This window comes from Micromonospora sp. URMC 106 (genome assembly GCF_051386395.1).
Classification (GTDB): Bacteria; Actinomycetota; Actinomycetes; order Mycobacteriales; family Micromonosporaceae; genus Micromonospora.
Genome location: NZ_JBPQTP010000043.1, coordinates 1 through 21,732, shown reverse-complemented (window position 1 = coordinate 21,732; position 21,732 = coordinate 1). Strand labels below are relative to the sequence as shown.

Annotated in this window: 23 protein-coding genes; 7 read left to right on the top strand and 16 right to left on the bottom strand. The window is 73.6% G+C overall.

Annotated elements, in window-relative coordinates:
• The first annotated feature begins 145 nt into the window (after window positions 1–145).
• Window positions 146–1,966: a YncE family protein gene (locus ACSNOB_RS15725; protein ID WP_436687300.1), complete on the top strand. Its 1,821-nt coding sequence runs from the start codon at window positions 146–148 to the stop codon at window positions 1,964–1,966.
• A gap of 48 nt (window positions 1,967–2,014) precedes the next feature.
• Here the strand turns inward: ACSNOB_RS15725 and ACSNOB_RS15720 are convergent, their stop codons facing one another.
• On the bottom strand, window positions 2,015–3,214 hold the full coding sequence (locus tag ACSNOB_RS15720; RefSeq protein WP_436687299.1) for a citrate/2-methylcitrate synthase: 1,200 nt from the start codon (window positions 3,212–3,214) through the stop codon (window positions 2,015–2,017).
• Between the two features lie 68 nt (window positions 3,215–3,282).
• Here ACSNOB_RS15720 and ACSNOB_RS15715 point away from each other — a divergent pair, with 68 nt between their 5' ends.
• Window positions 3,283–4,416: a citrate synthase gene (locus ACSNOB_RS15715; RefSeq protein ID WP_436687298.1), complete on the top strand. Its 1,134-nt coding sequence runs from the start codon at window positions 3,283–3,285 to the stop codon at window positions 4,414–4,416.
• A 57-nt stretch (window positions 4,417–4,473) separates the two neighbouring features.
• On the opposite strand, the gene ACSNOB_RS15710 is transcribed toward ACSNOB_RS15715, so the two are convergent.
• From ACSNOB_RS15710 to ACSNOB_RS15690, 5 genes are all read right to left on the bottom strand, one after another.
• A complete protein-coding gene (locus ACSNOB_RS15710; protein ID WP_436687297.1) occupies window positions 4,474–4,827 on the bottom strand; it encodes a hypothetical protein in 354 nt (117 codons plus the stop codon).
• Window positions 4,828–4,958: 131 nt separating this feature from the next.
• The gene (locus ACSNOB_RS15705) at window positions 4,959–5,393 is read right to left on the bottom strand and encodes a VOC family protein (RefSeq protein WP_436687296.1); all 435 of its coding nucleotides are present in this window, start codon (window positions 5,391–5,393) and stop codon (window positions 4,959–4,961) included.
• Window positions 5,394–5,478: 85 nt separating this feature from the next.
• Entirely contained in the window at window positions 5,479–6,027 is a 549-nt protein-coding gene (locus tag ACSNOB_RS15700; RefSeq protein WP_436687295.1) for an Imm21 family immunity protein, read from the bottom strand.
• A 53-nt stretch (window positions 6,028–6,080) separates the two neighbouring features.
• Window positions 6,081–6,785 carry a permease prefix domain 1-containing protein gene (locus ACSNOB_RS15695; protein WP_436687294.1) on the bottom strand — a complete coding sequence of 235 codons (705 nt, stop codon included), beginning with the start codon at window positions 6,783–6,785 and terminating at the stop codon, window positions 6,081–6,083.
• Window positions 6,782–7,123 carry a helix-turn-helix transcriptional regulator gene (locus ACSNOB_RS15690; RefSeq protein ID WP_393106745.1) on the bottom strand — a complete coding sequence of 114 codons (342 nt, stop codon included), beginning with the start codon at window positions 7,121–7,123 and terminating at the stop codon, window positions 6,782–6,784. Before ACSNOB_RS15690 ends, ACSNOB_RS15695 begins: the two co-directional genes overlap by 4 nt.
• A gap of 81 nt (window positions 7,124–7,204) precedes the next feature.
• Here ACSNOB_RS15690 and ACSNOB_RS15685 point away from each other — a divergent pair, with 81 nt between their 5' ends.
• From ACSNOB_RS15685 to ACSNOB_RS15670, 4 genes are all read left to right on the top strand, one after another.
• A complete protein-coding gene (locus ACSNOB_RS15685) occupies window positions 7,205–7,669 on the top strand; it encodes a DUF2269 family protein (RefSeq protein WP_436687293.1) in 465 nt (154 codons plus the stop codon).
• Entirely contained in the window at window positions 7,666–7,950 is a 285-nt protein-coding gene (locus ACSNOB_RS15680; protein ID WP_436687292.1) for a DUF3817 domain-containing protein, read from the top strand. The genes ACSNOB_RS15685 and ACSNOB_RS15680 overlap by 4 nt, the downstream gene beginning before the upstream one ends.
• 98 nt (window positions 7,951–8,048) lie before the next feature.
• Window positions 8,049–10,253, top strand: coding sequence for an SF1B family DNA helicase RecD2 (gene recD2 / locus ACSNOB_RS15675; protein ID WP_436687291.1), 2,205 nt, complete (start codon window positions 8,049–8,051; stop codon window positions 10,251–10,253).
• A 200-nt stretch (window positions 10,254–10,453) separates the two neighbouring features.
• Window positions 10,454–10,744 (top strand): hypothetical protein, encoded by a 291-nt coding sequence (locus ACSNOB_RS15670; protein WP_436687290.1) that lies wholly within the window; start codon window positions 10,454–10,456, stop codon window positions 10,742–10,744.
• 87 nt (window positions 10,745–10,831) lie between these two features.
• Here ACSNOB_RS15670 and ACSNOB_RS15665 read toward each other — a convergent pair whose 3' ends face one another.
• Genes ACSNOB_RS15665 through ACSNOB_RS15650 form a run of 4 tightly spaced genes read right to left on the bottom strand, consistent with a single transcriptional unit; the run spans window position 10,832 to window position 14,371 of the window.
• On the bottom strand, window positions 10,832–11,572 hold the full coding sequence (locus ACSNOB_RS15665; protein ID WP_436687289.1) for an amidohydrolase family protein: 741 nt from the start codon (window positions 11,570–11,572) through the stop codon (window positions 10,832–10,834).
• Entirely contained in the window at window positions 11,569–12,309 is a 741-nt protein-coding gene (locus tag ACSNOB_RS15660) for an amidohydrolase family protein (protein ID WP_436687288.1), read from the bottom strand. The genes ACSNOB_RS15665 and ACSNOB_RS15660 overlap by 4 nt, the downstream gene beginning before the upstream one ends.
• Window positions 12,306–13,202 carry a dihydrodipicolinate synthase family protein gene (locus tag ACSNOB_RS15655; protein WP_436687287.1) on the bottom strand — a complete coding sequence of 299 codons (897 nt, stop codon included), beginning with the start codon at window positions 13,200–13,202 and terminating at the stop codon, window positions 12,306–12,308. Before ACSNOB_RS15655 ends, ACSNOB_RS15660 begins: the two co-directional genes overlap by 4 nt.
• Window positions 13,199–14,371, bottom strand: coding sequence for a DegT/DnrJ/EryC1/StrS family aminotransferase (locus tag ACSNOB_RS15650; RefSeq protein WP_436687286.1), 1,173 nt, complete (start codon window positions 14,369–14,371; stop codon window positions 13,199–13,201). The genes ACSNOB_RS15655 and ACSNOB_RS15650 overlap by 4 nt, the downstream gene beginning before the upstream one ends.
• Before the next feature lie 81 nt (window positions 14,372–14,452).
• On the opposite strand from ACSNOB_RS15650, the gene ACSNOB_RS15645 reads away from it, so the two are divergent.
• A complete protein-coding gene (locus ACSNOB_RS15645) occupies window positions 14,453–15,673 on the top strand; it encodes a hypothetical protein (RefSeq protein WP_436687285.1) in 1,221 nt (406 codons plus the stop codon).
• Window positions 15,674–15,764: 91 nt separating this feature from the next.
• Here ACSNOB_RS15645 and ACSNOB_RS15640 read toward each other — a convergent pair whose 3' ends face one another.
• From ACSNOB_RS15640 to ACSNOB_RS15615, 6 genes are all read right to left on the bottom strand, one after another.
• Window positions 15,765–16,820 carry a dihydrodipicolinate synthase family protein gene (locus ACSNOB_RS15640; RefSeq protein WP_436687284.1) on the bottom strand — a complete coding sequence of 352 codons (1,056 nt, stop codon included), beginning with the start codon at window positions 16,818–16,820 and terminating at the stop codon, window positions 15,765–15,767.
• An 8-nt stretch (window positions 16,821–16,828) separates the two neighbouring features.
• The gene (locus tag ACSNOB_RS15635; protein WP_436687321.1) at window positions 16,829–17,845 is read right to left on the bottom strand and encodes an NAD-dependent epimerase/dehydratase family protein; all 1,017 of its coding nucleotides are present in this window, start codon (window positions 17,843–17,845) and stop codon (window positions 16,829–16,831) included.
• Between the two features lie 94 nt (window positions 17,846–17,939).
• Window positions 17,940–18,821, bottom strand: a complete 882-nt coding sequence (locus tag ACSNOB_RS15630) for a Gfo/Idh/MocA family protein (protein WP_436687283.1) — start codon at window positions 18,819–18,821, stop codon at window positions 17,940–17,942.
• Window positions 18,822–18,876: 55 nt separating this feature from the next.
• Complete coding sequence (locus ACSNOB_RS15625) at window positions 18,877–19,881, bottom strand: hydroxyacid dehydrogenase (protein WP_436687282.1); 1,005 nt, start codon at window positions 19,879–19,881, stop codon at window positions 18,877–18,879.
• Window positions 19,878–20,780, bottom strand: coding sequence for a carbohydrate ABC transporter permease (locus ACSNOB_RS15620; RefSeq protein ID WP_436687281.1), 903 nt, complete (start codon window positions 20,778–20,780; stop codon window positions 19,878–19,880). The genes ACSNOB_RS15625 and ACSNOB_RS15620 overlap by 4 nt, the downstream gene beginning before the upstream one ends.
• Complete coding sequence (locus tag ACSNOB_RS15615) at window positions 20,777–21,682, bottom strand: carbohydrate ABC transporter permease (RefSeq protein WP_436687280.1); 906 nt, start codon at window positions 21,680–21,682, stop codon at window positions 20,777–20,779. The genes ACSNOB_RS15620 and ACSNOB_RS15615 overlap by 4 nt, the downstream gene beginning before the upstream one ends.
• Window positions 21,683–21,732: the final 50 nt, after the last annotated feature.

Here is a 21,732-nt window from a genome sequence, read left to right as displayed (position 1 = left end):
CGCCATGCCCATCAGCCGTCGCTCACTCCTGACAAGCAGTTGCCTCACCGGTGCCGCACTGGCAGTGGGCCACGGGGCGGTCGCCGCGCCGGCGCTCGCGCAGGACGACAATGAGCTAACCCCGACGAGTTTCGGTCCGGCCTCTTTGACAGCCGCCGTCCGCGGTGCCGCCGTCATCGGCGACAGCGTCTTCATCACCTCCCGCTTCAACACCCCGGAGGGGAAGATGCGGCTGGGCGAGTTCGACGTCAACACCGGCGAGATGCGCGGCATCGACGACCTCACCATCGCCAGCAACGGCGGGCAGAAGCTCGCCGCCGACGGCCGCTACGTCTACATCGGCCCCGCCGGCAGCGCGTACGTCCACCGGTTCGACCCGCAGACCAGGGAGCTGGTGGCCTGGGCCCGCGCCGGGGGCAGCACCACCTGGTACTACGACATGGTCGTGCACGGCGAGCACCTCTACATCGGCACGTACCCGGACTGCACCGTCAAGCGGATCCGCCTGGCCGACGCGACCGTCGAGACGTACGGCCGCATCTCCACCTCCCAGTACGCGGCGGCCGTGGCGGTCGACGACGAGTACGTCTACGGTGGGTCGGCCGCGCCCGGCACGCTGCTGGCCTGGCCGAAGGCCGGCGGCGCCGCCACCAACCTGACCCCGCACCTGAGCTCCTCGCCGGTCGGCATCCTCGACATGACGGTCTCCGACGGCGTCGTCTACGTCGCCAGCGGCCGGCAGCTGATCTCCTTCCACCGCGACGGCTCCCACCGGGTCTCCCGGGACATCCCCGCCGAGGACCGCTACGTCGACCAGGTCACCGTCGGCAGCGACGGCAAGGTGTACGCGCTGACCCGGCTCACCACCAACCTGTACGAGGTCACCGCCGACGGCCTGGTGAAGGTCGGTCAGCCCCTCGCCAACGTGGAGAACATGCTTCTGGCCCCGCTGCCCGGCGGCGCGCTGCTCGGCGTCAGCGGGCTGGGGCACGTCTGGAGGACGACGCCGGGTGGCACCGCCAGCGTGTGGCAGACCGCCACCCGGGGCTTCGGCTACCCGGAGACCATCCAGTCGATGATGCGGCACACCCGGGGCACGATCTGGGTCGGCGGCCACTACGCGATGACGGTGCACCGCACCGAGGCCGGCACCAGCGGCCGGTTCGACATCAACGGCGAGGTCAAGACGATGGCCGAGGGCAAGGCCGGCGTGGTCTACGCGGGCCTGTACCCGAGCACGCAGATCGTGGCGGTCGACCCGGACGACTACGGGATCAGGGTGCTGGGCCTGCTCGGCAACGAGCAGCTGCGCACCAAGCGGATCGTCGTGGACCAGCCGCGCAACCAGCTCATCGTGGCGTCCAGCCCGCAGACCACCAAGCACACCGGCGCGCTGACCTTCGTCGACCTCGCCACCAACGCCTTCGACTCGCACCGCGAGTTCCTGCCCGAGCAGAGCGTCATGGACGTGGTGGTGCAGGGCACCACCGCCTACATCGCCGGCGACACCTACGGCGAGGGCACCACCGGCCCGATCCGCAAGGTCGCGCAGGTGGCGGCCGTCGACATCGTCACCCGTACGCTGCTGTGGCGCGAGGAGATCAAGCCGGACTGGCAGTCGTACGAGAGCCTGCACGTGGTGGGCAACCTGCTCTACGCCATGGGCCGGCGGCCGCGCGGGGCCTGGTTCGCCTACGACCTGCACACCCGCGCCATCGTGATGGCGGGCGACCTCGGCGGGTACGGCCAGTTCAACGGGGTCGACGGCCGGGTGTTCTCCTGGGTGCACTGGACGAACGACATCAGCGAGCTGCCGACCGTCCCGGGCGGCGCGGTGACGACGCTCTACGACAACGTGCCGCGCGGCTGGTACAACAACCCGTCGTTCCACTTCACCCCGGACGGCAGGTCGACCTGGGGCATGCACGGCACGGACCTGGCCCGCTTCCCGTTGCCCAGGAAGTAGTCCGCCGAACGCGGGTGGGGCGGGCGTGCCCGTCCCACCCGTCGGAGTTCACGCCGGCTCGGGAGCCGGCCCGGTGTAGCCGCTGCTCCACCGGAACCGGTTGCTCGGCTGGGCGTACTCCTCGACGACGTGCGCGATCCAGCCCGCCGTGCGGGCGACCGCGAAGATCACCTCCGCGGCACCCGGCCCCATGCCGGTCGCGTGCGCCAACGCGGCGAGGGCGAAGTCGACATTGGGCAGGGCGTCGCGCCGCGCCGCCGTGGCGAGCAGGTCGTCGACGGTCCGCCGCAGCTCGTCCCCGACCGGCAACTCCGCGACGAGACCGAGGAGGGTCGCCCCGCGCGGGTCGCCCTCGGGATACAGCGAATGCCCGAAGCCGGGCAGCCCGCCGGTCCGCAGCCACTCGGCGATCGCGGCCGGCGCCCCGTCGCGCCGCGCGGCCTCGATCAACCGGTGGACACTGCCGCCGACCGCGCCGTGCATCGGCCCGTCCAGCGCGCCGAGGCCGGCCAGCACCGCCGCGTACGGGTTCGCCCGGGTCGACGCCGCCACGCGCGCCGCGATGGTCGACGCGGCCAGGTCGTGGTCGGCGAGGAGGACGAGTGCGGCGTTGAGCGCCCGCAGACCCGCCGCGGAGGCCGGCAGGCCCGTCAACCGGGACCACAGCCGGGTCGCCAGGGCGTCGTCGGCGGGTGCCTCGCCCGCGAGGGGCAGCGAGTCGACCATCGTGGCGAGCAACGCGGGCGCGAGCGCCGTCACGGTGGCCGGCGCCAGGTCGAAGCGCAGCGGGTCCATCGCGGCCGCGACGGCGACGACCACCGGCAGCCGGTCGAAGAGCCGGGCCTGGGCGGGCAGGTGCCCGCTCGCCCGCCTCGCCGTCTCGACGGTCTCCGCGGACGCCGTGAACGCCTTCCGGTGCCGCTGTCCCGTCCACAGCCAGTGCGCGACCTCCTCGAACGGCGTCACCGGCGCCAGCTTCGCGACATCCAGGCCCCGGTAGTGCAGCCGCCCGTACGCGATCAACGTGGTGGCGGTCCGCATCGCCGGGGCGGCATCGCGTTCCGGCCGGGTCGCCTGCGTGCGGGCCGCCAACCGCTCGACGTCGGCCAGCCGGAAGCGGCTGATCCGCTCGCCGGGAACCTTGACCCGGGCAAGCAACCCCCGGCTGACGTACGCGTAGATCGTCTCCGGCTTGATGCGCAGGCGGTGCGCCACCTCGGCGGTGGTGAGCAGCTGGTCCCCGGACATGTGGCCATGCTCTCATGTTGACTGGATCAATGTTGACTGGGGTGATGCGTGGGCGTGACGCTGCCGGCATGGCTGACACCATCACCGTTCCCCGCGGACTCGCCGGCGTCGCGGTCACCGACACCACGATCGGCCACGTCCGCGGCCAGGAGGGCTTCTACCACTACCGGCAGTACTCCGCCATCGACCTGGCCGAGCGCCGCACCCTCGAGGACGTCTGGGCGCTGCTCATCGACGGCCGCCTTCCCACCGACCCCAAGGCGCTGCACCAGGAGATCGCGCCGCTGCGCCACATCCCGCCCGCGGTGGCCGCCGCGCTGCCCGACATCGCCGCCGCCTCGACGTCGCACGACCCGATGGGCGGGCTGCGCGCCGCGCTGGCCGTCGCCGGCCTCGCCGCCGGAGCCCGCCCGCTCTACGACACCACGCCCGCCGAACGCCGGGCCCAGGCCATGGCGCTCTGCGCCCTCACCCCCAGCCTGCTGGCGGCGTTGTTCCGGCTGCGCGCGGGCCTGGAGCCGATCGGGTCGCGCGACGACCTGTCGCACGCGGCGAACTACCTGTACATGATCACTGGCGAGGAGCCCTCCGAACTCCACGCCCGGGCGATCGAGCGGTACCTGATCGCCACCGTCGACCACGGCTTCAACGCGTCGACCTTCACCGCCCGCGTCATCGCCTCCACCGGCGCCGACCTCTACGCCTGCGTCGGCGGCGCCCTCGGGGCGCTCTCCGGCCCCCTGCACGGCGGAGCTCCCAGCCGGGCCCTCGACACCCTCGACGCCATCGGCTCCGTCGACCGGGCCGACCCGTGGCTGCGCGCGCGCATCCTGAACGGCGAGCGGATCATGGGCTTCGGGCACCCGATCTACCGCACGGAGGACCCCCGCTCCCGCATGCTCAAGGGGATCGCCCAGTCCCTCGGCGGGCCGCTGGTGGACTTCGCCGTGGCCGTCGAGGAGCGGGTGCTGTCGTTGCTGGCGGAGCTGAAGCCCGGCCGGGAGCTGCACACCAACGTCGAGTACTACGCGGGTGTCGTCATGCACCTGTGCGGGCTGCCCCGGGAGATGTTCACGCCGACCTTCGCCACCAGCCGGGTCATCGGGTGGTGCGCGAACGTACTCGAACAGGCCGAGGACACGAAGATCATCCGGCCGGACTCGCGCTACGTGGGGCCTCCCCCTCCGCAGCCGGTGCCGTGACAAGGACCGTGGGCCAGGTCGCTGCGAGCCTCTCCCCCGCGTCGGCGGCCGGCTGCCTCAGCCGCCGACGCGGGAGAGCTTGTCGGGGTTGGTGACGGAGAAGACGCCACGTACCCACTTCTTGTTCGGGATCGAGGTCGAGGACGAGGACCGCGAGCGGGCCCCGCGCTCGAACAGGATCGCGGCGGGATCGCCGTTGACCGGCCGGTAGCGGATGTCGAGTCCCGCCGGGACGCCGGCGGCGACCGCGACGAACAGCCGTGCCACGGCGTCGCGGCCGTGCACCGGATGCAGGCTGGTGGCGGGCCCCTTGCCGCCGCCGTCGGTCCACAGGGTGACGTCAAGGGCGAGGACGGCCATCAACCCGCGCAGGTCACCGCCGAGCGCCGCGGTCAGGAACCGTTCGGCCACCTCCTGCTGGAGGCGGGGGTCGGGTGGGAAGCGGGGCCGGCGGGCCTGCACGTGCTCGCGCGCCCGGTGTGCGAGCCAGATGCTCGCGCAGTTGCTCGCGGTGTGTCAGATCGGAGTGCGCTGGTCAGCCGTCACGCCGAGGTCGCGGCGACGCAGAACTCGTTGCCCTCCGGGTCGGCCATCACGATGTGGTGCCCGGCGTGTTCCCGCAGGACGGACCCGCCCGCCTTCACCAACCGCTCCGACTCGGCCCTGATCCGCGCCCACCGCTCGTCGGGGTTGCCATGCCCCGGCACCCGGACGTCGATGTGCAGTCGGTTCTTCGCCGTCTTCGGCTCGGGCACCCTGAGGATGGAGAGCCGGGGCCCGACGCCGTCGGGATCGCACAGCCACACCGCGTCGTCCGCCGAGTCGTCCTCGGGCGGGTCGAAACTCGCGTGCCACTCCTCGCGGGTGCTGAAGGGAGCGGGCGGCGGCTCGTCCACATAACCGAGTGCCGTCTTCCAGAACTCGCCGAGGAGCTTCGCGTCCGCGCCGTCGAGGGTCAGGTCGATCCTGGCTGCCATGGCGGGACGGTACCGCACCCCGCCGACAGCCACGGCGCGCCGAAGGGGCGGCCGGGGCTGAGCCCGGAGATTCGCCGGACCCGGCCTACCCGGCCAGGTGGACCAGTCCCAGCGTCGTCGTGTCCCCGATCTCGACACATGCCGTACGGAGCCGGTAGGTGCCCGGCTCCACCTCGACACGGAGGTGACCGGTCGGCTCGGCCTCGTCACCGCTGAGGGCGGCGTCGAACAATTCGGCCGGCCCGTTGGTCGTCCAACTGCCGGCGTCCTCCCAGTCGGCCCTGTCGACCGCGTCGGGAACGAGCCGGACGACCTCGGCCTCGGAGTCCGCGAAGATCCATCGTACGAAGAGACGACGTTCGGGAAGGTAGGTGGTGGTGGCGGGCTCGTCGGCCAGGATCAGCGCCTCGGCGTCACCCACCTGCACGACGCCCGCGTACCCCTCGACCGCGCACGCGCGGCCGTAGTCGCCCCAGGTGTCGAGGTCGTCGGGGTCGAAGTCGTCGGCCGCGCCGCGCCACGCGGACAGGGCCGTCGCCGGTACGACGACCAGCGGCCCACCGGCGCTGTCGATCCAGTGGAGGCGGCCGGCCGGTCCGTGCGTCGCCGCGGGGTCTTCCGGGAGGTCGGACATGCCGCTGATGATCGCATCGGGACGTCCCCCGCCCACCCGGCGCGCGCCGGACATCAGGACCACGTGTCGACGGCAGCCACGACCGGGGCGCGGGCACATTGGCGGCAGGCGCGGGCGGCAGCAGCGATCCTGGTGTGCAGGGCGACGGTCAGCACACCGATGAGTGCGCCGAGCGCCCAGTTCCCGGCCAGCGCCGCCGCGACGGCGAGGGTGAGGGCGCTGGTCACCAGCGCGACGGTGGCGGCGGTGCCGGCCCAGGCGACCATCAGCGGAAGCCGGTGCGGGGTGGGCAGCCGGCGGGCCAGGACGCCGGTGGCGGCCAGCGACGCCCCGGCCAGCAGGGCGGCCGCGGCGGCCACACCACCCAGGTGGGCGGCCAGGACCTGGGCGAGGTGGGGCACGTGCCGGCCCTGGCCCCCGCCGACGACGGTCACCAGGTGCCAACAGGCCAGCAGGAACGGGACGGCGAGGACGACGGCACGGGCGGTGTGGCGGGCCTGGGCGACGGTGAGTTCCTGCTGGAAGGCGGGCGCGACCTCGTCGACACTGCCGAAGTCGCGTACCGCTTGACGAGCGGCACGGTCGTCGGGGGTCGCACCGCAGGCGAGTGCCGCCGCGGCGTCGGTGAGGCCGTCGCGCGCCTCGGTCAGCATCCGGGCCTTGGCGCGGGCCGGGCCGTGCAGCGCGGCCGCCAGGGCCGCGAGATGCTCCTCGATCGGGTCGCGTCCGGGCTCGGCGCGGCGGTCGAGGGCCGTCACGTGGCCGGCCTCGGCGTCGGCGAGGGCTCCAGGACGGCCCCGATCGCGGAGGTGAGTTCGCGCCAGGCCGTGCGCTTGTCGACCAGGGCTCCCCGGCCGGCGTCGGTCAACTCGTAGCAGCGACGGCGGCGCTCGCCGACGGACTGCCAGTCGCTGCGCAGCAACCCGAGCCGTTCCAGCCGGTGCAGGGCCGGATACATGGTGCCCGTACGCAGCTCCAGGGCTCCGCCGCTGCGGTCCCGGACGGCCGCGATGATCGCGTAGCCGTGCAGCGGCCCCTGCTCCAGCGCGGCCAGTAGCAGCGCGTCCAGGTGCCCGCGAACGGCGTCGTCCTTCATCGGTAGGCAGCCTACCCTTCCTGCCGTAGGTGTGCTATCCATTGGTAGCCAATATGTAGGGCACCAACCTAAGGGGAACCGGTGACCAAGCTGCTGCTGTCGGTGCACGTCCTGGCGGCGATCCTGGCGATCGGGCCGATCGCCGTGGCCGCCTCGCTCTTCCCGCGCTACGCCGGCGGCGGAGGCGATCCCGGCGGGCGAGCGCCCCAGATCGCCGCGTTCCTGCACCGCACCTGCCGCGCCTACACGGTCGTCGGCGTGCTCGTCCCCGCCTTCGGGCTCGCCACCGGCGCGCAACTCGGCGTCCTGACCGACGCCTGGCTCCTCACCTCGATCGCGCTCACCGCGATCGCCGCCGCCCTCCTGGCGCTGGTCATCCTCCCCGGCCAACGGCGCCTACTGGCCCCGGCCGACCACGCGACCGTCGACAGCGGAACGCGGGCGGCGGCGAGCCGGCTGGCCATGACCACCGGGATGTTCAACGTGCTCTGGGCGATCGTGGTCGTCCTGATGATCGTCCGTCCCGGCTCCACGACGGGAGTGTGACCGACGTGCGCACCCTGCGGATCGTGGCCGCGGCCGAGGCGATCTCCCTGGTCATCCTGCTGGCCAACCTGGCCACCGTGCACGCCGAGGCGATCAGCGCCCTGGGCGGCCCCGTGCACGGCGCCTCCTACCTCGCCGTCATCGCCTGCACCTGGCTGACCGAAGCCGCCACCCCCGGCGCCCGCTGGCTCGCCGCCATCCCCGGCGTCGGCGGGCTGCTCGCCCTTCGACGCATCCAGCGCTCCCCCGCGCCGGCCACCAGCGACACGGATCCGAGATGACAAGGGCGCAGCCGGGCCGCGCACCGGACGACAGCTACGGACGTGGCGCCCGGTCGGGCTGATGACAGCGCCGCGCCGGCGACAGGCAGGATGGGCGGGTGCCTGCCCCCACTCCCCCGCCGCCGGCCGTGCTGGACGCGGTGCTCGAACGGTTGACCTACGTCAACGAGGAGACCGGCTACACCGTCGCCCGGGTGTCCACCGACCGCGGCGGCGACCTGCTCACCGTGGTCGGGGCGCTGCTCGGAGCCCAGCCCGGCGAGAGCCTGCGCCTGTCCGGCCGATGGTCGTCACACCCGCAGTACGGCCGGCAGTTCGAGGTCCACTCCTACACCACCGTCCTGCCGGCCACGATCCAGGGCATCCGGCGCTATCTCGGCTCGGGACTGGTCAAGGGCATCGGCCCCGTCTTCGCCGAGCGGATCGTCGCCCACTTCGGCCTCGACACCCTGAACGTCATCGAGACCGAACCCGCCCGCCTGGTCGAGGTGCCCGGCCTGGGGCCGAAACGCACCGCGAAGATCACCGCGGCGTGGGAGGAGCAGAAGGCCATCAAGGAGGTGATGGTCTTCCTCCAGGGCGTCGGCGTGTCCACCTCACTGGCCGTGCGGATCTTCAAGCAGTACGGCGACGCCTCCATCACCGTGGTGCGCAACGAGCCGTACCGGCTGGCGGCCGACGTGTGGGGCATCGGCTTCAAGACCGCCGACACCATCGCCCAGGCCGTCGGAATCCCGCACGACAGCCCCCAGCGGGTCAAGGCCGGCCTGCAGTACACCCTGTCCGAGGCCACCGACAACGGCCACTGCTACCTGCCCGACGCCCAACTCGTCGCCGACGCCACCAAGATCCTCAACGTGCCCGGCGACCTCGTCACCGCCTGCCTCGACGAGCTCGTCAGCGAAGAGGGCGTGGTCCGCGAGACGCTGCCCGGACCGGACGGCGAACCGACGTCGGCGGTGTACCTGGTGCCGTTCCACCGCGCCGAGCAGTCCCTGGCCGGCTCGCTGCTACGGCTGCTGCGCGACCGCGCCGACCGGCTGCCCCACTTCAACGGCGTCGACTGGGGAAAGGCGCTGGCCTGGTTGAAGGCCCGCACCGGCACCGAGCTCGCCCCCGAGCAGGAACAGGCGGTCCGGCTCGCCCTCACCTCCAGGGTCGCCGTGCTCACCGGCGGACCCGGCTGCGGCAAGAGCTTCACCGTCCGCTCCGTCGTCGAACTCGCCGCCGCGAAGAAGGCCAAGGTCACCCTCGTCGCGCCGACCGGCCGCGCCGCCAAGCGACTGTCCGAGCTGACCGGGCATCCCGCGGCCACCGTGCACCGGCTGCTGCAGCTACGCCCCGGCGGAGAGGCCAGCCACGACCGGGACAATCCCCTCGACGTCGACCTCCTCGTCGTCGACGAGGCGTCCATGCTCGACCTCATCCTGGCCAACAAGCTCGTCAAGGCCGTCCCGCCCGGCGCGCACCTGCTGCTCGTCGGCGACGTCGACCAACTCCCCTCCGTCGGCGCCGGCGAGGTCCTGCGTGACCTGCTCGCCGCCCCGGCCATCCCCCGCGTCCGGCTGACGCAGATCTTCCGCCAGGCCGCGGAGTCCGGGGTCGTCAGCAACGCCCACCGCATCAACGCCGGCAAGCCGCCCCTGCTCCAGGGCCTGAACGACTTCTTCCTGTTCGCCTGCGACGACACCGAGGCCACCGCGACCCTGACCGTCGACGTCGCCTGCGCCCGCATCCCCGCCCGCTTCGGCCTCGACCCGCGCCGCGACGTCCAGGTCCTCACCCCCATGCACCGCGGTCCCGCCGGCGCCGCGGCCCTGAACACGCTGCTGCAACAGCGCCTCACCCCGGCCCGCGACGGGCAACCCGAGCGCCGCGCGGGCGGGCGGGTGTTCCGCGTCGGCGACAAGGTCACCCAGATCCGCAACAACTACGACAAGGGCCAGGCCGGCGTCTTCAACGGCACCGTCGGCATCGTCACCGCCCTGACCCCCGAGGAGCAGACCCTCACCGTACGCACCGACGAGGACGAGAACATCGACTACGACTTCGACGAACTCGACGAACTCGCCCACGCGTACGCCATGACGATCCACCGCTCGCAGGGCTCCGAGTACCCCGCCGTGGTCATCCCCCTGACCACCAGCGCCTGGATGATGCTGCAACGCAACCTGCTCTACACCGCCGTCACCCGCGCCAAGCAGCTCGTCGTCCTCGTCGGGTCCCGCCGTGCCCTCGCCGCCGCCGTCCGCACCGTCGGCGCCGGACGCCGCCACACCGCCCTCGACCACCGCCTCGCCTGAGCGCCCTGTCCACCTGGCGATCGTCAGTCGGCGCGACTCGGCGCCCGACGACCTGGCGACGGCCTGCCCCGCTGTCAGCCTCCGCCCATCTGCGCAGACGCCTTGCTCAGTCGGAGCACGATCTGGCCGGAACCTGGCGTCGCATCATCCGCGGGGAGAGCAAGTCCTGGGTCGCATTCGCCCACGGCACCTGCGTCGTGTTGCCGGACCCCGAACCCGGTGTTGACCTCGCCGCCCAGGCCGTCGACATCCTGCGGGAGTACAGCCCCGTCTACGCCGGCTCACCTGCCGGAGACTTCGGCACCATCACCCTCGATCCCGGTCCCGGATGGGTGGTCTACGGCCACCACAACGACGTGCTCACCTACGTAGGACCCGACGAGGTCTCCGACACCAGCGATCTGGCCGTAGGTCTGCACGGACGCCGCAAGCGAGACAAGGACGGCCACGAGCTCGACGTCGTACCCGTCGAGGACAAGCGGGCCCGGTAGCTCGGGCCGAGGCTTCGTCGTCAGACGGTGCGGCCGCTGCCTCGCCACCTGCGGTTGAGCGCGCCATCAGGGACCCGGACGCTGGATCTACGCACCTCGGGACACGTCGAGGCGGAACAGTTCGGCGGCGTTACGCCACGCGACCCGCTCGGCCAGCTCCGCGTCGAGGTCGGCGGCGAGCACCGCCCCGAAGGCCGCGGCCGGGTCGATGAGGGTGGCGTCGGTGCCGAAGAGCAGCCGCCGCGGGTCGACGGCCGCCGCCACGGCGGCGAAGCGGCCCGCCTCGGTGTGCGAGAAGCACGGCTCCAGCCAGAGCCGGTCCACCGAGTTGGCCGCCTCGATGGCGTGCCGCCAGCCGTTCGCGCCCATGTGTCCGGCGATGGCCCGCAGCCCGGGGATGTCCGCGACGGCCTGGGCGAGGTCGAGCGGCGTCGCGTCCCACGTGTGCACGAGGGCGGGCAGGTCGTGCGCGGCGACGAGTTCCAGCGCCGCCCGGGCCTGCGGGGAGTTCGCCGGCGAGCCGGTGTAGTCGGTGTGGATCTTGACGCCGACGAACCGGCCGGTGGGGAGCAGTTCGCGCAGGTCCCGTTCGGCGTCGCCGAGCCGGCGCGGGTTGACCGTCAGGTAGCCGAGCAGCCGGTCGTTGGCCTCCAGGACCCGGGCCATCGCCCGGTTGCCGGCGGCGACGTCGTAGATGACCGCCTCGGTGGCGGAGACGACGGCGAGGTCGATGCCGTAGCGGTCCATCACCGCGAGGTTGGTGGCGACCGACCCGACGTCCATGCTGAAGAACCACGGCCCCCAGTGGGCGTGCACGTCGATGATCATGCCTGGCCCTCCAGGATCCGGCGGGCGTTGCCGCCCGCCACGGCCGCCACCTCGGCCGGCCCGAGGCCGCCGCGGGACAGCCGCAGTCGCGGCACGACCGGCTCGTAGAACGGGGTGCGGGAGCCGTAGAGCAGGCGCTCGACGCCGACGTGGGCGGCGACGGTCTCCAGCGCGTCGGGCGAGTTGAGCAGCCGGGTGGAGGTGTGGAAGCCGGGCTCGTCGCGGGCCGCCACCACGAAGTCGCCCAGGTGGTAGAAGTGCGTGTCGAGGAAGACCACGGTCGCGCCGCGCAGCGGCCGCCAGAACCGGCGGACGTCCCCGCCGGCCAGGATGACCAGACCGGCCTCGGCGGCGCGGCGGGCGACGTGCCGCACGGACGGGAAGTCCGGCTCGACGCGTTGCTCGTCGGGGAAGAGGCGCACCGCCCGGAAACCACGCTCGGCGAGGCGGACGACCTCCCGCTCGGCGCCGAGCGGATCCCGCAGGTCGAGCGCGCCGACCGGCAGGACGGTGGGGCCGGCCAGGGCGGCGGCCTCGTCGTTGCCGCTGGGCACGTCGAACAGGGCCGCCCGCAGGCTGGCCACGGCCGCCCGCGCGATGCCGTTCGCGCCCAGGGTGGCCGCGACGTGCCGGGGCTCGCCGGTGGGGCCGGGCCGGTCGGCGTACCGGCCGACGAGGACGTCGACGTCGAAGGTGACCGGCGGCAGGTCGGCCGCGACGAACGGGTTGGCGCTCACCGCTGCCTCGCCACCGTGAGCACCCGGTCGCGGTCGCCGTCGGGCAGCGCCGGGCCGTACGCGTCGACGGCGTGGCTGGCGGGGATGCGGCCCTCGTCGGCGGCGATGTGGAGCATCCGCTGCACGTACCCCTCCATCGGGTCGGTGAAGGTGACCTCGGCGAGCCGGTCGAGGCGGGCGGAGGCGGCGACGAAGTCGTCGTGCTTGCCGTCGGCGTACGCCCGCAGGACCGCGGCGGTGACCGGCACGGCGGCGGCGGCGAGGCCGACCAGGGCGGCCTGCGCCCCCCACATCAGCGACGGCCCGAACATCCGGTCCTCGCCGGTGACGGCGAGGCGGTCGGCGCGGTGCGCCGCCGCCAGGGCGGCCTGGCAGGCGAGCGCGTCGTGCAGCCGGGCCACCTTCACCCCGGCGACGCCGGGATGCGCCAGCAGGGCGGCCAGCCTCGACGCGGCGTACGGCCGGGTGTAGAGGTCGAAGGCGAGCATCGGCAGGCCGGCGGCGCGCCAGACGGCGTCGTGGTGGGCGAGCGCGTCACCGTCGACGGGGAAGACGAGGACGCCGGCCGCGCCGAGGTCGGCGGCGCGGGCGGCCTGCGCCGCCACGTCGTCGGTGTGCTCGCCCGGCCGGCCGCCCACGCCGACGACCACGGGGACGCCGGTGTCGACGGCGTGGCGGACGACCAGGTCGCGGGTCGCCGGGTCGAGGTGGGGGCCGCGGCCGGTGTGGGCGCACACGGCGAGGGCGTCCGCGCCGTCGGCGACCAGGCCGCGCAGGTACCGGTCGAGCACCGCGGCGTCGACGACCCGGTCGGTGTCCATCGGGGTGGCGGTGGCGGCGACCAGCCGCCAGCGCAGCCGGTCGCGCAGGGCCGCGGCGGCCGGCGCGATCACGGGGCCACCGCCGCGCGGACGGCGTCAGCGATCTCGTCGACGTGCGCGTCGGTGTACCGCTCGTTCCAGTCGATCACCAGCAGGGTCTGCGCGATGAGCCGTTCGGCGACCGGGAACGCGCCGGGCCCGTACGTCGGCAGCCGGTCGGCGGGCGGCACGGTGAGCGGGAACCGGGAGGTGCCGTAGACGGGGGCCTCGGTCAGCGCCGGCGCGCAGTGCAGCGGCTGGTCGAGGTAGCCGGCGCGGGCGGGGATGCCGGCGGCGGCGAGCTTCCCGGCCACCTCGTGGTTGGTCAGCGGCGGGTCGAGCACGATCGGGAACAGCCACCAGGCGTGTGCGTCGGGATCCGCCGGCAGGTGGACGCCGGGCAGGTCGGCCAGCGCGGCGGCCAGCCGTCGGGCGGTGCGCCGCCGGTCGGCCAGCACCCCGGGCAGCTTCGCCAGTTGGGCGCGGGCGACGGCGCCGGCGAGTTCGGTCATCCGGTAGTTCAGGCCGAGGCCGACGTGCCGGCGGGCCTCGTCGCGCGGCCAGCCCTTGTCGGCGAAGAGCCGCATCCGGCGGGCCAGCACCGCGTCGTCGGTGACGGCGAGGCCCCCGTCGCCGCAGGTGATGTGCTTCCACTGCTGCAGGCTGAAGCAGCCGATCGCGCCGGCCGTGCCGGCGAGGGTGCCGTCGGGGTAGCGGGTGAGCCACGCCTGGGCGCAGTCCTCGATCAGCGGCACGCCGGCGGAGTCGGCGACGGCGCGCAGGTCGGCGGCGGCGCCGAACAGGTGCACCGCGAGGATCGCCCTGGTGCGCGGCCCGATCGCGGCGGCGACGGCCGCCGGGTCCAGGTTGCCGGTGTACGGATCGACGTCGGCGAACACCGGCACGGCGTTCTGCGCGAGAATGGGCGCGACCGTGCCGAAGTCGCTGATCGGAGACGTGATGATCTCGTCGCCCGGGTCGGGCGCGACGGCCGCGACGGCCAGGTGCAGGGCTGCGGTTCCGGAACTGGCGGCCACGGCGTGCGACACTCCGTGGCGGTCAGCCATCTCGCGCTCCAGGGCGCGGACCTCCGCGCCCCAGACCGAGCTGAGCATGCCCGACTGGAGCACCCGGCTGACCGCGGCCAGCTCCTCCGCGCCGATCGTCCGGCCGCTGGCGTCGGCCATGCTCGGAAACGACACGCACCCTCCCAGGGCTACAGTAATACCGGGCCTGACCGTAATCTTGTGCTGCGCACAACGCAACCCCGACAGGAGGCAGCGGTGACCATTGAGATCGGGGTCGTCGGTCCGCACGACCTGGTCGACGACGTGGCCGCCACCTGCGAGGAGCAGCCCGGCGTCAACGCCCGGCGGCTGCACTACGACCACGAGTCGCAGGCCCCGGCGATCGTGGAGGCGCACGCCGGTCAGGTGGAGGCGTGGCTGTTCACCGGCGTCGTGCCGTACACCCTGGCCCGGGAGGCGAACCTGCTGCACCGGCCGGCGGTCTTCGTCGACTACACCGGCGCGACCCTGCTCCAGGCCGCCGTGCGGCTGCTGCGCGACGGGCACGACGTCACCCGCATGTCGATCGACACCGTCACCGGCGCCGATGTGGCCGGCACCTTCGGCGAGGCCGACCTGCCGGTGGACCGGGTCCGGTCGCTGCCGTACCGCAGCGGGCTGAGCTCCGACGACGTGGTCGCCTTCCACCGCCGCCAGCGCAAGTCCGGCGCGGACGTCGCCGTCACCTGCATCAGCTCGGTGTACGAGGTGCTGCGCCACGAGATGCCGGCGTTCCGCCTCGCCCCGTCGAACCACTCGGTGCGCACCGCGCTGCGCCAGCTGATGCTGCACGTCGGCAGCCAGGCGCAGGAGGACGCCCAGATCGCGCTCGGGCTGGCCAACCTGTCGGACGGCGACGAGGGGCTGCTCAAGGAGGTGGCCGGGCTCGGCGGCACCGTCGCGCGGTTCGCCCCCGACACGTACCTCATCGTCACCACCCGCGGGCCGCTGCACGACGCCACCGGCGGCTTCACCGCGCTGCCGATGCTGCGCCGCCTCGCCGACCGGCACGACACCGTGCAGATCGGGTTCGGGCTGGGCCGCAGCGCCGCCGAGGCGGAGAACCTGGCCCGCCGCGCCCTGAGCCGGGCCCGCCGGGTCGGCGCCACCACGGCCGTGCTGTCGCTGCGCGGCGAGACCGACATCGTGCTGGAGTCGACCGCGCCGGCCCCGCCGCCGGCCGAGGTGAACCTGGCGGTCATCGCCCAGCGGGTCGGCCTGTCGGTGCCCACCCTGCTGCGGCTGCGCGAGGTGCGCACGGCGGTCGGCGACGAGCCGCTGACCAGCCGGGAGGTCGCCGACCAGCTCAGCGTGCAGCAGCGCACCGCCCGGCGCATGCTGCACCGCCTGGAGCTGGCCGGCCTGGCGGAGCGGACCGGCAACCTCGCCTCCGGCGCCAGCGGCCGCCCGCTGACCCTCTACCGCCTGACGCTCTGACCGCTCGCCCGCCCCTGTGCCGGGCGGGCGGTTTCGGGGCCGGCGGCGGAGACCTGCCGCGCCGCCGACCCCGCGAGGTTGTCGGGACCGGTCAGGCCAGCCACTCGTCCAGGTGCGCGGCCACGAAGTCGTCGTCGCGCAGGTGCGGGTACGCCCGGTGCACCCGGTCGAGCTCGGCCAACTGCCCCGGGGAGAGTTCCTCGGCCGGGTCCAGGCACCACCGGCCGGCCAGCAGGCCCTGCCGCCGCAGCACCTCGTGGATGCCCGGGATGCAGCCGTGGTAGCCGTTGGCGGCGTCGAAGATGGCGGCGTTGGCGTCGGTGAGGTGGCCGTCGAGGGTGAGCAGCCGGCGCAGCGCGGCGTCGTCGCCGGCGCGGGCCCGGTGAGCGTCGTCGAGCAGCGTCACCGCGGTGTTCGCCCAGACCGCCCACTGGCCGAGCAGCCCACCGACGAACTCGACCTCGACGGGCCGGCCGTCCACGATGACCCGGTGCGGGGCCACGAGGTCGGCGAGGATGTGGTCGTCGTTACCGGTGTAGAGGGCGAGGTCGCCGTTGCGGCCGGCCGCGCACACGCCGTGCAGCACGTCGAGGGTGCGGTAGCGGTCGAAGGGCGCCACCTTGATCCCGACCACCGACTCGAGGGCGGCCAGCCGGGCCCAGAAGCCCCGGGACAGCTCCCGGCCGCCGACAGCCGGTTGCAGGTAGAAGCCGATCACCGGCAGCACCTCGCCGACCGCGCGGGCCCGCTCAACGAGGGCGTCCTCGTCGAGCGGCGCGTACGGCGACAGCAGCACCATGTGGTAGCCGAGCGAGGCGGCCAGTTCCGCCTCGGCGACCGCCTGGGCGGTGTCCCCGCAGGCGCCGGCGACCAGCACGGCGTCCGAGCCGGCCGCGGTCTCGGCGGCCAACTCCAGCACCGGGGCGAGCAGGCCGACCTTCGGGTCGTGGATGGCGAACTGGGTGGTGTGCACGCCGACGGCGATGCCGCCCGCGCCGGAGGCCAGGTAGTAGCGGGTCAGCGCGCGCTGCCGACGCTCGTCGAGCCGTCGGTCGGCGTCCAGGGCGAGCGGGTGCGCGGGGATGACGCAGCCGCGCCGGAACCGGGCCAGGGCCGTGGTCTGTCGGGTGCTCGATGCGGTCAACACGGTCTCTCCTAGAAGTTGCCGTCGCGGCGCTGGAAACCGGTCGGCTTGCCGAGCAGGGGTTGGCCGTCGGCGACCCAGTCCGCCGTCAGGTCGATCAGCTCGGCGACCGGCACGTCGGGGTAGCCGAAGAGCCGGTGGCAGAGCTGGGCGTTGGACAGCAGCGCGGTCGGCGCCTCGGTGCCGGTGAAGACCGGCTCGCGGCCCAGCCGGGCGGCGAGCGCGGTGGCGACCTGACGGACCGAGACCAGCTCCGGCCCGGTCAGGTTCAACACGAACGGCGGTGTCCGCGTGTGGTGCAGGGCCCGCAGGGTGACCTCGTTGGCGTAGCCCTGCCAGACGATGTTGGCGTGCCCCATGGTGAGGTCCACGGGGTCGCCGGCGTGCACGGCGCGGGCGATGTCGACGAGGACGCCGTAGCGCATCTCGACGGCGTAGTTGAGCCGGATCAGGGCCAGCGGGGTGTCGTCGCGCAGCGCGAAGTGGGTGAGGATGCGTTCGCGGCCCAGGCAGGACATGGCGTACTCGCCGACCGGCTGGACCGGGGTCCGCTCGACGCAGCCGCCGGAGGTCACCGGGACCAGCGGGTAGACGTTGCCGGTGCTCAGGGCCACGAGGCGCGAGCCGGCGAAGCGCTGCGCGACCCGCCCGGGCAGGTAGGCGTTGGTGGCCCAGGTGGCGTGCTCCCGGCCGGAGGTGCCGAACTTCGCCCCGACCAGGAAGACCACGTTCGCCGCGTCGGGCAGCGCGGCCAGGGCGGCGTCGTCGGTGACGTCGGCCTCGACCACCACGGCGCCCTCGTCGCGCAGCGCGTCGGCGAGCCCCGCCTCGGAGAAGCGGGACACGGCGATCACGCGGGCGCCGGTGCCCGCCGCGGCGACGCCGCGCAGCGCCAGCCGGACCAGGCTGGGCCCCAGCTTGCCGCCCGCCCCGAGGATCAGGATGTCCCCGTCGAGCTTGCGCAGGTCGTCCACCAGGACGTCCCGCGGGCGCGAGAGCCGCTCCTCCAGTTCCGCCACCGTACGCATGCCAGTCACGCCCCTTCCGAAGTAACGGTCATGACCGTAACCTCCGACCGGAGGGGCGTCAAGGCACCCGACGCGCGGATCGGGCCGGCGGGGATCAGGCCATGGCGCGCGCCGAGGCGAGGACGTCCAGGACCGCGCGGGTCTGCGCCCACGGCACCGGGCTCGGCGCGCCCCGCACCATGCCCACGAAGGCGTCGATGGTGGCCCGGTAGCCCAGCTCATCGGCCCCGCCGCGCAGCACCACCCGGCGCTCCCCCGCGGCGGTGTGCACCGTGACCTCGTACGCCTCGCCCTCGCTGACCCCGAGCACCTCGACCGTGCCGGGCACCCCGTCGTCCCACTGCACGGCCAGCAGCCCGGTGTCCTCGGAGCGCAGCCCCCGGTGCCGGCGCACGGTGCGGGCGGCCCCGACCAGCCGCACCGCCGGCCCGAGCAGCGCGACCAGCAACTCGACCCCGTGCAGGCCCATCATGACCAGGGTGCCCCCGCCGACCGCCGGATCGTCCTGCCACGGGTTGTAGCCGGTGGCCCAGAGACCGACGTCGTGCCGGACGGTGGCGCGCACCGACAGCACCTCCTCGCGCGGCACGTCGAAGGCGACGAACTCCGGCGCGAAGCGCAGCACCGACGAGGTCAGCACCAGCTCGGGCGCCCGCGCCACGACGCGCTCCAACCGCTCGAGCTGCCCGGCGGTGGCGGCGGCCGGCTTGTTGACGAAGCAGGGCAGCTTGTGCTGCAGCACCTGGGCCAGCGCGTCCGGCACGTCCGAGGTGGGGACGGTGAGCACCACACCGTCCGGGCCGGTCGCCAGCAGCGCGGCCAGGTCCGGCGCCACGACCGCGTCCGGTTGCTCGGCCCGGAACCGCGCCAACCGCTGCGGATCGGGCTCCCACACGACCAGCTCCGCGTCGTCGCGCAGGGTGCGGGCGTCGGTGTAGGGGTGACTGGTGGCCAGTCCGGCGAGGGCGATGCGCATGAGCGCAGAGGCTACTCATCCGGCCTCCCGCCGCGCCAGGGCAGGTCAGCGCCGCTCAGCCGGTGCGATCGAGGTCCTCCGGTCGCACCTCGTGGCGCAACGGCTCCCCGCGGAGGAACCGGTCGATCTCGGCGACGACGATGCCGGCGGCGCGCCGCCGCGACCCGAGAGTCCCCGCCGCCTCGTGCGGGGTGAGCAGCACGTTCGGCAGCCGGCGCAACGCGTGGTCCACCGGCAGCGGCTCGGCGTCGAACACGTCCAGCGCGGCGTCGATCCGCCCGGTGCGCAGCACCGCCAGCAGCGCGGCCTCGTCCACCAGGGCCGAGCGGGCGGTGTTGACCAGCAGCGCGCCGTCGGGCAGCAGGGCCAGCTCGCGCGCGCCGATCATCCCGACCGTCTGCGGCAGCACCGGCGCGTGCAGGGACACCACGAGGCTGCGGGCGAGCAGGTCGTCCAGGCCGACCCGTTCGACGCCGAGCACCTCGGCGTCGGCGTCGGAGAGGTACGGGTCGGCCACCAGCACCCGCGCGCCGAGCGCCCGGACGAGGCCGAGGTAGGCCCGGCCGGTCCGGGACGCGCCGACGACCCCGACCGTCGCCCCGCGCAGCTCCCGCCGGGGCGGCGCGGCCTTCGCGGTCGCCCAGTCGACCCCGGTCCGCAGCGCGTGGTCGAAGCGGTGCAGCCCGTGCAGCAGGGCGAGGGTCAGCGCGAGAGCCTGCTCCCCCACCGCGTACGCCATCGCGCCGCCGGCCTGGGTGACGCGCACGCCCCGGGCGAAGCTCTCGGCGGTGACGAACGGTTTGACGCTGGCCCCGGTGTGCGCGAGCAGCCGCAGCCGGGGGGCGGCGGCGAGCACCGCCGCCGACAGCGGCGCGCACCCCCAGCCGGTGACGACGACGTCGGCGTCGGCGAGCAGCCGGGCCAGGGTGGCCTCGTCGCCGACGTCGGCGCCGGCCGTCGGCAGCCGCACCTCCCCCAGCCGGCGCAGCGCCGCCCAGGCGTCGGCGTCGAAGAACAGCTCGCGGACCTCCGGCGACGCCGCCACCGCGATGACGCTCACCCCTTGATACCCGTGGTGGAGACGCCCTCCTGGAAGTAGCGCTGCCCGATCAGGTACGCCATGAAGATCGGCACGAACGCCACCACGGACCCGGCGAGCAACATGTTCAGCGCCACGTTCTCCTGCTGCAGCGAGGCGATGCCGGTGGTGAGGGTACGCATGTCGAGGCTCTGCCCGACGATGAGCGGCCACAGGAAGTCGTTCCAGTGCCACAGGAAGACGAACACGCCGAGCGTGGCGAGGATCGGCTTGATCAGCGGCAGCACGATCGAGACGTACACCCGCCACTCGGAGCAGCCGTCGAGGCGGGCCGCCTCGAACAGCGAGTCGGGCAGCGACGCGATGAACTGTCGCATGAGGAACACCGCCTGGGCGTTGGCCAGGGTCGGCACGATCATGCCCCAGTAGGTGTCGACGCCGTTGAGCTCGCTGATGATGATGAACGTCGGGATCATCGTGACGTGGTACGGCACCATCAGCATCGCCAGGAACGACCAGAACATGGTCTCCTTGCCCGGGAAGCGCTTCTTGGCGAAGGCGTAGCCGGCCATCGAGGCGAACAGCAGCACGCCCACGACCGACACCACCGAGTAGACGACGGTGTTCCACATCCAGCGCAGCACGCTCTTGGCGCCGATCACCTGGTCGTACGCCTCGGTGGAGAACGGCCAGGGCAGCAGGCTGTCGGGGAACGTCACGGGCCCGGTCGGCTTGAACGACAGCACGACCATCGCGTAGAAGGGGAACAGCGTGACCGCCGCGCCGACCAGCAGCAGCGCGGTGCGTCCGACCAACCAGCCCCGGCTGGCCCTGCCGGGTCGGTACGGCCGCCGGGAGCCCCTGGGCGCCGTCGGCGCAGCGGGGACGGCGGTGGCCGGCGCCGTGATCGTGTCCGTCATTCTTCCCTCCCGAGGGTCAACCGCTGGATCAGCGCCACGATGATCGTCATGACGAACAGGGCGACCCCGATGGCGCTGGCGTAGCCCAGGTCGAAGTACTTGAAGCCCTGGTCGTAGAGGAGGTAGACGATGCTGTAGCTGGAGCGGACCGGGCCACCGCCGGTCATCACGTAGATCATGTCGAAGACCTGGACCGACACGGTGGTCTCGATGATGGCCACGAAGAACAGCGCGGGCCGCAGCTGGGGCAGCGTCACGTACCGGAAGCGCTGCCAGGCGGAGGCGCCGTCGGTCAGCGCGGCCTCCTCCAGCTCCGCCGGGATGTCCTGCAACCGGGCGAGCAGGATGAGCATGCCGTAGCCGAAGCGGGACCAGACCGAGACCAGCACCAGCGCGGGGACCACCAGCACGCTGTCGGCGAGCCAGGAGCCGGCCGGCAGCCCGATCGCGCCCATCGCCCGCGACCACGGCCCGTCCTCGGCGAAGACCCAGGTGAAGACCACGCCGGCCAGGACCAGGCTGGTCACCACCGGCAGGAAGAAGATGGACCGGAAGAGCTTCGCGCCACGGAAGGCCCGGCGGGTCAGCAGCGCCATGCCGAGCGAGGCCAGCATCGACAGCGGTACGGACAACACGGTGAACAGCACCGTCACCCGCAGCGCCGACCAGAACGTGGGGTCGTCGACGAGCCGGCGGAAGTTCTCCAGCCCGACGAAGCCCGTGTCGCCGCCGACGGTGTAGTCGGTGAAGCCGAGGACCACCCCGGCGATCGCCGGCCCGAACCGGAAGACGACGAAGAGCAGCAGGAACGGCAGGACGAACAGCAGCGCCGTGCCGGCCTCGCGGGCGGAGGGACGGCGCACGCGTACGCGCTGGCGGCGGCTCCCCGGTAGTGCAACCATCTGACAACCTTTCTCGGCGGGGGGGGGGGGGGGGGGGGGGGGGGGGGGGG